At 41.8% G+C, this 11,887-nt stretch carries 8 protein-coding genes; 7 read left to right on the top strand and 1 reads right to left on the bottom strand.

Annotated features, from left to right (window positions below; all coding sequences use genetic code 11):
* Nucleotides 1-16: 16 nt before the first annotated feature.
* From recG to ACO1QW_RS17650, 5 genes are all read left to right on the top strand, one after another.
* Nucleotides 17-2,134 (top strand): ATP-dependent DNA helicase RecG, encoded by a 2,118-nt coding sequence (gene recG / locus ACO1QW_RS17670; RefSeq protein WP_486260803.1) that lies wholly within the window; start codon nucleotides 17-19, stop codon nucleotides 2,132-2,134.
* Between the two features lie 71 nt (nucleotides 2,135-2,205).
* Nucleotides 2,206-5,814 (top strand): DUF7948 domain-containing protein, encoded by a 3,609-nt coding sequence (locus tag ACO1QW_RS17665; RefSeq protein WP_486260711.1) that lies wholly within the window; start codon nucleotides 2,206-2,208, stop codon nucleotides 5,812-5,814.
* A gap of 87 nt (nucleotides 5,815-5,901) precedes the next feature.
* On the top strand, nucleotides 5,902-6,930 hold the full coding sequence (locus tag ACO1QW_RS17660) for a PorP/SprF family type IX secretion system membrane protein (RefSeq protein ID WP_486260710.1): 1,029 nt from the start codon (nucleotides 5,902-5,904) through the stop codon (nucleotides 6,928-6,930).
* Nucleotides 6,931-7,021: 91 nt separating this feature from the next.
* Nucleotides 7,022-8,443: an FAD-binding oxidoreductase gene (locus ACO1QW_RS17655; RefSeq protein WP_486260709.1), complete on the top strand. Its 1,422-nt coding sequence runs from the start codon at nucleotides 7,022-7,024 to the stop codon at nucleotides 8,441-8,443.
* 11 nt (nucleotides 8,444-8,454) lie between these two features.
* Nucleotides 8,455-9,042 (top strand): hypothetical protein, encoded by a 588-nt coding sequence (locus ACO1QW_RS17650; protein WP_486260708.1) that lies wholly within the window; start codon nucleotides 8,455-8,457, stop codon nucleotides 9,040-9,042.
* On the opposite strand, the gene ACO1QW_RS17645 is transcribed toward ACO1QW_RS17650, so the two are convergent.
* Nucleotides 9,026-9,568 (bottom strand): LOG family protein, encoded by a 543-nt coding sequence (locus tag ACO1QW_RS17645; protein ID WP_486260707.1) that lies wholly within the window; start codon nucleotides 9,566-9,568, stop codon nucleotides 9,026-9,028. The two genes, ACO1QW_RS17650 and ACO1QW_RS17645, sit on opposite strands and share 17 nt — an antisense overlap.
* 80 nt (nucleotides 9,569-9,648) lie before the next feature.
* Here ACO1QW_RS17645 and ACO1QW_RS17640 point away from each other — a divergent pair, with 80 nt between their 5' ends.
* Nucleotides 9,649-11,121: a sodium:solute symporter gene (locus ACO1QW_RS17640; RefSeq protein ID WP_486260706.1), complete on the top strand. Its 1,473-nt coding sequence runs from the start codon at nucleotides 9,649-9,651 to the stop codon at nucleotides 11,119-11,121.
* 127 nt (nucleotides 11,122-11,248) lie between these two features.
* Nucleotides 11,249-11,887, top strand: a complete 639-nt coding sequence (locus ACO1QW_RS17635) for an O-methyltransferase (protein WP_486260705.1) — start codon at nucleotides 11,249-11,251, stop codon at nucleotides 11,885-11,887.

Raw genomic sequence — 11,887 nt, 5'->3', positions numbered from 1 at the left:
TTTCACGTTTTCAAGCATCGATATCAGCAATGCAAATTCCATATTAAACAGTCCAATCGAATACCTGAAAGGTGTGGGGCCTTTGCGTGGTGACTTGTTGAAAAAAGAACTCAACATTTTTAGTTTCGGGGATCTGCTTGAACATTTTCCCTATCGTCATTTAGATAAAACAAAGATCACCCCCATTGCGCAGGTGAACATGCATATGGATTATGTGCAGGTGGCCGGCAGGTTAACCGACTTTGAAATCATTGGCGAAAAAAGAGGAAAAAGATTGGTGGCCCATATACGTGATAGCAGCGGCACAATGGAGCTAACCTGGTTCCAGGGTATTAACTGGGTGCAAAAAATGATGGCTATAGGAGAGGAGTTCCTCGTGTTTGGTAAGCTTGGTTTTTTCATGGGCAAACCGCAAATTGTTCACCCCGAACTTGAAGTTCGAACGCATTCAAATGCTGATGGCAAATCATTGCTGGAACCGATCTATCCCACCACAGAAAAATTAAAGGTAAGAGGGTTGAATGGACGAAGCATTGCCAAGCTTACAGCAATACTATTGCCACAAATCCATGTAAAAGATCTTCCTGAAAATTTGCCCGAGAGCATTATCAAAGAATTAAAATTTCCATCACGTTACGAAGCTTATTGCCATATTCATTTCCCGGCTCATCAATCGCAGTATGATAATGCATTGCGACGCTTAAAATTTGAAGAATTGTTTTTCGCCCAGTTGCGCATGGGTATGATCAAAAGCAACCGTCATCGGTTTTCAAAAGGAATTGTGTTTGATAAAGTAGGCGATCTCTTTAATGATTTTTATAATCATCACCTGCCATTTCAGTTAACCGGTGCACAAAAACGAGTGCTGAAAGAAATACGACAGGATACTGCACGTGGTCATCAAATGAATCGGTTGCTGCAGGGCGATGTGGGCAGTGGTAAAACCATTGTTGCATTATTAACCATGTTACTTGCTGCCGATAACGGTTACCAGAGTTGCCTGATGGCACCCACAGAAATTTTGGCGCAACAGCATTTCAATAGTCTTTCAAAAATGCTGAGTGAAATGAACATCAGCATTCGTTTATTGACGGGCTCAACCAAAAAAGCTGAACGGGAAAAGATATTGAACGGTTTGCAATCTGGAGAAATACAGTTGCTCGTAGGTACACATGCACTTATTGAAGGAGTGGTGCAATTTAAGCAACTTGGTTTGGCGATTGTGGATGAACAGCATCGTTTTGGTGTTGCACAACGGGCCGAATTGCAAACGAAGGCAACAATTCCGCCACATGTGTTGGTAATGACGGCAACGCCTATTCCACGCACCATGGCAATGACGGCTTATGGCGATCTTGATTATAGTGTGATGGATGAATTGCCACCCGGGCGCAAACCTATCACAACGGTTCATCGTTTTGAATCAGCAAGGCCGTCGATTATGGATTTTGTACGACAGGAAATTGCCAAAGGCCGGCAAGCCTATTTTATTTATCCTTTAATTGAAGAAAGCTCGAAGCTTGATTTTGAAAACCTGATGAAAGGTTATGAAGAAGTAAAAGCATTTTTCCCGGAACCGAAGTTTTACATCAGCATGGTGCACGGAAAACAAAAGCCAGAAGTGAAGGATACCAACATGATGAGGTTTAAAACAAACGATACGCAGATCATGGTGGCAACCACCGTTATTGAAGTTGGCGTTGATGTACCTAATGCAAGTGTTATGGTGATGGAAAGTGCGGAACGTTTTGGTTTGTCTCAACTTCACCAGCTGCGTGGAAGAGTGGGCAGAGGCAGTGAACAGAGTTTTTGCATTCTTTTAACAGGTAACAAATTAACGAATGATGCCCGGGAACGGTTAAAGATAATGTGTGCAACAAATGATGGCTTCCTGATTGCGGAGAAAGATTTAGAACTGCGGGGACCCGGTGATATTGAAGGAACCCGACAAAGTGGAATGCTCAATTTTAAACTGGCGAGTATTGTGCAGGATAAAGACTTGTTGGAAATCGCAAAAACATGGAGCGACCGTTTGTTACAAGACGATCCTGAGTTGTCTTCGGCCGAAAATTTGCTGCTGAAATCATACCTGTTGTTAAAAAAAGGAAAAACGGAGTGGAGCAGAGTGGCTTAAAGAAATAAGCGATAGTAATTTCCGTTTTAAAGTTTTAAATTCAAAGTCCCGTAGCATAAGAAAATATTTACATGAAATTACTCCGACTCCTTCTTGTTCCCTGCTTGTTTTTAGCTGCACCCTTCGTGAGCTTTTCGCAACTTTATTTTGTTGAGAATAAGGGCCAATGGGATCAGCAGGTGCATTTTAAAACGGAGGCCGGCAACAGTGCTTTCTTTCTCACTAAGGATGGGTATAGCATTCTCATCAATCACCCCGACGATTATTTACGTTTATCAGAATTCAATCATGGTCATGGGTTCGATTCATTGGTGAAGTATAATGCAAGAGCGGCGGCTCCGGAAAAAATACGGGGTCATGCTTTTCGTGTTAAATTTCTGGGCGGCAACTTCAATTCAAAACCCGTTATGGAAAAACAACTTCCGGGAATTGAAAATTATTTTATTGGAAACGATCCATCAAAATGGGCAAGTGACTGTCGTCTTTACCAGGCTATCACCTACAAAAATGTGTATCCCAATATTGATATACGTTATTACGTGCAGGACGATCAGTTGAAATATGACCTAATTGTTTACCCGGGTGCCGATATTTCTAAAATTCAAATGCATTATGAAGGCGCCGAAAAATTAACTATTCGTGATAACGAACTGGTTGTGGGCACTTCGGTTGGTGAAGCCCGTGAGTTAAAGCCTTACAGCTATCAATTTGTAAATGGTAAACGTGAAGTGGTAGGGAACAAATACAAGATCACGGGTAATACCGTCAGCTTCGATATAAAAGCTTACAACAAATCAACAACGTTAATTATTGATCCTTCACTGGTGTTTTCTTCTTTCAGCAGAAGTACTGCAGATAACTGGGGCTTCACTGCAACGCCCGGTGCTGATGGTAGTTTTTTTGGCGGAGGTATTGCACAGCCAAATGGTTTCCCAACTACAGCTGGTGCTATACAGAGTACGGGTGGCGGCCCATCGGGCAGTGGCGCTCCTCCTGATATAGCGATCATTAAATTATCACCCGATGGAAGAAACCGGATCTATGCAACTTACCTCGGAGGAAACGGATTAGATCAGCCACATAGTCTTATTGCAGATGGAGCTGGCAATCTTGTTATAGCTGGTAGAACAAATTCAGGTGCAAACTTCCCGGGAACATTGGTTGGTGCAGGTGGGGGTTATGATATTTTTGTTACAAAGATCAATGCAACCGGAACAGCTATCATTGGCTCACTAAGAATCGGTGGCGCTGGTGATGATGGTGTAAATATTACAGCATCACGTGGTGGACAAAATTCACTACAACGATTTTATGGCGATGATGGAAGAAGCGAGGTTATCCTTGATCCCGGTGGAAATATATTGGTTGCCTCATCAACAAGATCATCAAACTTTCCATCACAAAACGGTTTTCAATCGGGTTTACGTGGAAACCAGGATGCAGTGGTTCTAAAAATAAATTCTAACGCAACTGCTTTAATCTGGAGTACGATAATGGGTGGCGATGCGGATGATGCAGGATTTGTTTTGTCAGTAAATCCTTTGAACCCTTCGAATATTTATGTTGGCGGTGGTACAGCAAGCAGTGCCAATTTCACAGGTATGGGTGGTGGACTACAAGGAACGTATAATGGTGGTATAGCCGACGGGTATGTGGCACGCTTGCAGGATAATGGTGGAAGTGTTGCTATGGTTCGTGCTACCTATCTTGGAACAGGTAATATTGATATTGTTTACGGAGTTCAGTTTGATGCGAAAGGGTTTCCCTATGTAATGGGTATTACAACTGGCAGCTGGCCTGTACAAAACGCAGCGTACTCAGTAAGTAATTCAAGACAGTTTATTGCCAAGCTGCAGCCCGATCTTAGCGCATTTGTTTATTCAACTACGTTTGGCACTAGCGGTGCACTCAATCCAAATATTTCACCGGTTGCGTTTCTTGTTGACAATTGCGAGAACGTGTATGTATCCGGCTGGGGTGGAGGAGCAAACAGCTTTGGCGGCTCAGGCGGTTACCCAACTTCCGGTACAAATGGATTGCCGGTAACTCCGGATGCGTTTCAAAAAAATACCGACGGCAGTGATTTTTACTTTTTTGTATTGCAGAAAAATGCTGCATCGCAATTGTATGGAAGTTTCTTTGGTCAGCTAGGCGGTGGTGGTGGGTTGGAACATGTTGATGGCGGCACCAGCAGGTTCGATGCAAATGGTGTTATCTACCAGGCAATGTGTGCTAACTGTAAAAATGTACAAACCGGCGTACCGCTTACAGCTCCATTCCCTATTACTGCAGGCGTTTATGGAAATACAAATCCTGCAACGGGCAGCGGTTGTAATCTTGGTATGGTGAAGATGAGGTTTGATCTGGCGGGTATTGACGTTTCTCTCCGGGCTGTTGGTGCCAAGCAACTGAATTTCTGTTTACCTGCAACCATCCAGTTCACCGATACTATCCGCAAGGCAAAACAATACATCTGGATTTGGGGCGATGGTACACGCAACGATACTACTACCACCAATCCTTACACACACACTTACACGAGCACAGGATTTTTTGATGTAAAAGTGATTGGTATCGATAGTAACTCCTGTAATGTAAAAGATTCAGCCACGATGCGTATACGTGTAACAACTGATTCGGTAGATGTCGATTTCAGTTTTGCACGTCAGAATTGTAATAGTCTCACGTTCCAGTTTACCAATACAAGTAATATACGAACCGCCACAACTCCGTTTGGTCCAAAATCATTTATGTGGATGTGGGGTGATGGTTCCAAAAATGATACGATCCTTGGTTTTTCTCCGCCGGTATCACACACATTCCCCGGAATTGGATCGTACGATGTTCGTTTGGTATTGATCGATTCAAATTACTGTAACCTTGGTGATGCTGATAGTATCGTCAACTTCCAGGTAATTGATAACATCAGGGCAGGCTTCAGCGTCAGTTCTGTTTGTGTGCCCGATACCGTTAATGTCATCGATACATCATTAGGTGCATTAACTTATTTGTGGGTGAGCAGCGATGGTCAACAATCAACTGATCCTGTACCGGCATTTGTTTATAACTCACCAGGTACTTACAGCATCACACAATATATCTACAACTCTAATAGTTGTAACCTGGTTGATTCAACAACAAGATCTTTCCTGGCAGTTGGCCCGCCCACGGCAGGCTTTATCTACAATCCAAATCCATCGCAGGAAAATACGCCAACAAGATTTACAAGTACGGCATCAGATGATGTGGTTTCATGGTTATGGGATTTTGGTGATGGCAATAATTCAACTCAACGTGATCCAATTTATCAATACACAAGTCCGGGCATCAACACAGTTTGTCAAACAGTAACCAACGCAGCGGGCTGCAAGGATTCTGTATGCATTCCTGTTGAAGCCATCATCAATGTTGTGAACGATCTGCCATCGGCCTTTACACCTAATGGCGACGGTGTAAACGACTTGTTCTTTGTTCGTGGATTTGGTATTACAAAAATGACCTTACGTGTTTATAACCGCCAGGGATTAATGGTGTTTGAAAGTCGTTCACAAAATATTGGATGGGATGGAAAATATAAAGGCGTTGCGCAACCAATGGATGCATATGCATGGACACTTGAAGTTGAATATTTCACCGGCGAAAAATTCCGAAAGAAGGGTGATGTAACACTCATCAGGTAAGAGTATAAATAACCTGCAGTACCCTATATTCATTTTTTTGACAGAGACCAGAACCATCAGCTTGTGTAAACGTTTAAAAGAAGAGCTATGAACTGTAACCGTATCGTTGGGGCTGTATTGATATTGCTGCTGTTGCAAACACACGCAACGGCACAGGATCTGCATTTCTCTCAATTCATGAACTCGCCGCTTACTACCAACCCGGCGAACACAGGATTTATTCCCGAAGCTGATTATCGTATTGGCGGCAACTTCCGCAGCCAGTGGACATCTGTTCCAGTGCCTTACAAAACAGCCAGTGTATGGGGCGATGTACAAGTGTTTCGCAACAGTATTGAAAACGGTTGGGTTGGAGTGGGAGGATTATTATTAACAGATGTTGCGGGTCGTGGTAACCTGCGTTCAAATAAAATATATGGATCGGTTGCCTATCACCAGATGATAGGGTTTAGCAGTTTGCTGAGTGCAGGATTTAATGCAGGCTATGCAAGTAAGCGTATTGATGTAACGAAATTCACGTTCGATAATCAATGGAATGGAAAATTTTTTGATGCAGGCGCACCTAATGGTGAGGCGTTATTGACCAACGCCAATACCGCCTACTTCGATTTGCAGGTTGGGATGAACTATGCCTACTTCCCAACAGAGAATACCTATATCAATGCAGGACTTTCCGTTCACCATATCAATAAACCAAAAGAAACATTCTTCAGTAATGGCACCAATGAAGTGCCACGCCGATACATTGGTTTTCTCAATGGAAGTTTTAAAGTAAATGATGATTGGATCGTAAACCCTAATGCTTATTTTTCTTCACAGGCAAATGCTAATGAAACAGTGTTTGGTGCAAACCTCGCCTACAATGTTATGGGCGATGGAAGCGTGGTGGTATTCGGTGGAGCTTATTACCGCTGGGCCGATGCCGCAGTGGCAATGGTTGGACTTGAATGGAAAGATATTCGTTTCACGTTTACATACGATGCAACAATGAGTAACCTCAGCCGCTTCAATAGTGCAAATGGCGCTTACGAATTTTCACTCATCAAGAATGGTTACTACAACGAGTACTTTGGTGATAAGAGCCAGCGTAGACAAAGTTTGTGCCCGAGGTTTTAAATCAGCTTTATAGTAAACAAACTCTCATTCACTTGCTGATTAGATTTTGCTGCCTGCCCATCCTTTCCGAATTTCGCCCAAAATTCAGCACATGATCTCTGTTGGCAGTTATGCAAAAGTGGATATGAATATTGTTCAGCAGCTCAAAGCTATTGTTGGAGAACAATATGTTTTTGTTGATGAAGAATCACTCAATAAATATGCGCATGATGAAACAGAGAATCTTCATTTTCCACCCGAAGTAGTGGTGAAACCACGTACAACAGAAGAGATCAGCAGTATTATGAAATTATGTAACGATGCTGTTATTCCTGTTACACCTCGTGGTGCGGGTACTGGTTTAGCAGGAGCTGCACTTCCACACAAAGGAGGTGTGTTACTTTCAACTGAACGCCTGAATACCATTTTAAAAATTGATGAACGTAATCACCAGGTGATCACCGAGCCGGGTGTTATTACTGAGGTGTTGATGGAAGAAGTAAAAAGGTTGGGTTTGTTTTATCCGCCAGATCCGAGCAGTCGTGGAAGTTGTTTTATTGGCGGAAATATTGCTGCAAATAGTGGAGGTCCTAAAGCAGTAAAATATGGCGTAGTAAAAGATTATGTATTGAACCTGGAAGTGGTATTGCCTAATGGTGAAATCATTTGGACTGGTGCAAATGTGCTGAAGAATTCTACGGGATACAATCTTACGCAATTGATCGTTGGTAGCGAAGGAACATTGGGTGTTGTGACAAAGATTGTGTTACGATTGATACCGTTGCCAAAATATGACTTACTGATGCTCGTGCCTTTCCGGAATTTAGAACAGGCGGGTGAAGCAGTGAGTGAAATATTTCGTGCGGGGTTTGTACCAAGCGGATTAGAGTTAGTTGAAATTGATGCTTTGCAGATCGTAAGCAAAATGGTTGACAGCTCTGCAGTTCCTTTAACAGCAGATACCGAAGCACATCTCATCATTGAAGTAGATGGAAACGATGTGGATGTACTGATGAAAGAGATGGAGGCAATTAGCGATCTCTTAACGAAATATGATATTGGTGAATTGTACTTTGCAGATGATGCACAACAAAAAGCAGAATTGTGGAAATTGCGTAGGCGAGTAGCAGAAGCAGTGAAGTTGGTTGGTTATACCATTGAAGAAGATACAGTAGTGCCAAGAGCTGAGTTGCCTGCATTGATACGTGGGGTGAAAGCGTTGGGCAGGCAATATGATTTTAATGTGGTGTGTTATGGACATGCGGGTGATGGTAACCTGCATATTCGTATTCATAAAGAAGGTACACCCAACAGTTATGGCGATGCTGAAATGAACAAATGCCTGCGTGCCATGTTTGAACTAGTTTATAAATTGGGAGGCACTATTAGTGGTGAACATGGCGTGGGTTTAATTCAGAAAGGCTTTATGGATATTGTGATGAAAGAAGCTAATCTGAAAATAATGCGTGAAATAAAACATGCATTTGATCCCAATAATATTTTGAACCCTGGTAAAATTTTCGACCTGAAATAAAATCGTTAAGCATGAAAAAATCACTCATCTTTTTATTGATGCTCACAGCCTCGCTTTATTCCTTTGCACAAAATGAGGAAGAGGAAAAAGATAAAGGGTTTAAACGTGATCAGCTGTTTATAGGTAGCGGAATCAATCTTGGTTTTTTCAATGGATTCATACTCGGTTTAAATCCCGAGATCGGTTATAGCTTAAATCGTTTTGTTGATGTAGGTGTCGGCACCAATGTAAACCTCATTACACAAAATGATCAGAATTCACCAACAACCTATCGCCAGTTTACATTGGGCGGCGGACCATTTGTTCGTATCTGGCCGGTAAATATGCTTTTCGTTGGCGGACAGTTTGAATACAACAGCATTCGCTATAGTGTTAAAAGCGGTGGCGATATTGTATATAAAGAAAACCGTACAGCACCGAGTATTTTAGTTGGTGCAGGTTACGGTAACCGCATTCTTGGCGGCAACCAATTTTACACAAGTATTATGGTTGATGTGCTTCGCAATCCTAATTCGCCATACATTGATAGCTACAGGCGTTTACAACCAGTATTCCGCACAACATTTTTATTTTACCTGAAGCCTAAGAGAGAGAAGTAGAAAAAATTTCAGAAGGTTCGTTTACAATCACAATGCGTTCTTCCGGCAATTCATAAAGGAAGTCTTCACGAAACATAAAACGCATATGTTCGATGAGATGCGTGTAAAAGCCATTGCTGTTTACAATAAAAATTTTCTTATTGTGAATCTTCAATGTATTCCACGTGAGCATTTCAAACAGCTCATCTAAAGTGCCGTAACCACCAGCGAGTACAACGGCTGCGTCACACAATTCATACATCATTTTTTTTCGCACATGCATATCGGTCACCACGTGTAATTCAGTAATGCCTTTGTGCTGTGCTTCCCATTCGAGCAGTACCTCAGGAATAACGCCCACAACATTGCCATTTGCTTCCATTACTGCGTCAGCAACAGCGCCCATAATACCTTTGCCGCCACCACCGTAAACAAGTTTAATATTTTTTTCCGCCATCAATCGGCCAAGTTCTTTTGCATGTGATATGTAGAGAGGGGTAGCGCCTGCTTTTGATCCACAAAAAACTGCAAGTGAAGTGAATTGCATATTGTAAAAATATGCTGCAAAGTAAGCAAACTGTATCACCGTTCGATTAATTCTTTATCTTCATTTTTAAACAAGTCCTTATGTCGCCAGTCTTGCTGTTCTCTTTTGTATTTGGTTATTTTTTATTGCTGCTTGTAGTAGCATGGTACACTTCAAAAAATTCAAATAACGAATCATTTTTTATTGGCAACCGCAGCAGCAACTGGATGTTGGTGGCATTTGGTATGATAGGCACTTCACTAAGCGGCGTTACATTCGTGAGTGTGCCCGGAGCTGTAGCAAAAGAATCGTTCGCTTATTTTCAAATCACGATCGGTTATCTTATTGGCTATATCACCATTGCGTATGTATTGCTACCTTTGTATTACAAACTCAATCTTACCTCCATTTATAATTACCTGAGCGGAAGGCTTGGATTCAGATCATACAAAACCGGAGCTTCTTTTTTTATTCTGTCAAGAACATTAGGTGCAACTGCTCGCTTATACCTGGTGGTGAAAATTTTACAGGATGCGTTACCTGCAAATATCAACATTCCGTTTTGGCTCACTACACTTGTGATTCTTCTTATGATATTGCTTTATACTTACGAAGGCGGTGTAAAAACAATTGTGTGGACTGATACACTGCAGACCACCTTTATGCTTTCGGGTCTTGTGATATGTGTGGTGTATTTATTGAGCCAGATGGGATTAAGTTTTGGCGACAGCATTACTGCCATGAACGAGAAAGGATATTCAAAAATTTTCTTCACTGATCCGGGCAGCAAATTGTTTTTTGTAAAACAAATATTAGCCGGTGCCTTCATCACTATTACCATGACAGGTATGGACCAGGAAATGATGCAAAAGAATATTTCCGTTAAAACATTAAAAGATTCGCAAAAGAACGTACTCACTTTAGGGTTTATCTTGATGGTGGTGTTGATGTTGTTCCTTTTCCTTGGGGGTGTATTATGGTTATTTGCAGAACAACAAGGCATTACAGCAGTAGGTGATAAATTATTCCCGGCTATTGCATTGAATCATATGCCGCCAATCGTTTCGGTGATCTTTATCATTGCGTTGATATCAGCATTATTCCCCAGTGCCGATGGGGCTATTACAGCACTCACTTCATCATTTTGTATTGATATCATCGGCATGCAACGAAGAGCCGATTTAACAGATGCTGAAAAGAAAAAAATGCGTCAACGTGTGCACTTGGTTTTTGCCGGCGTGTTTTTAATACTGGTGATGGTGTACAAATGGGTGAACGAACCCAGTATGATAGGTGTTATCCTCAAAGTGGCTGCGTATACTTATGGTCCGCTGCTCGGCTTATTTACATTCGGCATTATTACCAAGCGGGCAGTAAATGATAAATTCGTTCCTTTTGTTTGCATCATTGCACCAGTGATCTGTTTCTTCATTGATAAATTCCAGAAGCAACTTTTCGGCTCGTTTGAAGTGGGACTTGAGTTATTGATCATCAATGGACTTTTGACCTTTATCGGGCTATGGATGATCTCACATAAGCAAGACAGTGAACAGGCAATGGTCAATAAACAATAAGCAATAGACAATAATTAACTTCCTTTTAATCCAAAGCTTTGCTAATTGCTTATTGGTAATTGCTTATTAGTGGTTGCCAGTTGCCCATTTTCCAGCTATCTGTTTTATCTTTGCTGAAATTTTTTTCTTGGAGTTGATCAACCCAAAAGCCGAATTATATGCAGCACGCTTCTCTTCAACAGAAGATGCTGTATTGAAAACGATCTCAGTTGAAACGGAAGCATCACACGCCCAGCCACATATGCTAAGCGGGCATCTCCAGGGACAGTTCCTTGAAATCATCAGCAAGCTTGTTCAGCCGAAACGCATTTTAGAGATCGGTACTATGGTAGGCTACAGCACTGTTTGTTTGGCAAAAGGCCTTGCTGTAGATGGAATACTACACACGATCGAGATGAGAGAGCAGGATGCGGAAATTGCAAAAAACAATTTTAATAAGGCCGGACTTAGCGATCGTATTCAACTGCATGTGGGAAATGCACTCGATATCATCCCTCAATTGCATGAAGAATGGGATCTTATTTTTATTGATGCAGATAAACCGGGCTATGAAAAATACTACCAACTGCTAAAACCACGTTTAAGGAGCGGCGCCCTGATACTGGCCGATAATGTGCTTTTTCATGGTGATGTGCTGGAAGATGAGATCAAAGGAAAGAACGGTAAAGCCATTCACGCCTTTAATGAAATGGTAAGCGCTGATGATGATGTTGAGAAAATAATGTTAACTCTGAGAGACGGATTGTTTCTCATTCGTAAAAAATAA

This window comes from Lacibacter sp. (genome assembly GCF_057361365.1).
Note: the sequence above shows the minus strand (reverse complement) of the source record. Positions and strands in the feature narration are given on the sequence as shown.

What these genes read in the sequence shown, in the direction of transcription:
- ACO1QW_RS17665 (WP_486260711.1), top strand. Translation starts at nt 2,206, where the DNA reads ATGAAATTACTCCGACTCCTTCTTGTTCCCTGCTTGTTTTTAGCTGCA.
- ACO1QW_RS17660 (WP_486260710.1), top strand. Translation starts at nt 5,902, where the DNA reads ATGAACTGTAACCGTATCGTTGGGGCTGTATTGATATTGCTGCTGTTG.
- ACO1QW_RS17655 (WP_486260709.1), top strand. Translation starts at nt 7,022, where the DNA reads ATGATCTCTGTTGGCAGTTATGCAAAAGTGGATATGAATATTGTTCAG.
- ACO1QW_RS17650 (WP_486260708.1), top strand. Translation starts at nt 8,455, where the DNA reads ATGAAAAAATCACTCATCTTTTTATTGATGCTCACAGCCTCGCTTTAT.
- ACO1QW_RS17645 (WP_486260707.1), bottom strand. Translation starts at nt 9,568, where the DNA reads ATGCAATTCACTTCACTTGCAGTTTTTTGTGGATCAAAAGCAGGCGCT.
- ACO1QW_RS17640 (WP_486260706.1), top strand. Translation starts at nt 9,649, where the DNA reads ATGTCGCCAGTCTTGCTGTTCTCTTTTGTATTTGGTTATTTTTTATTG.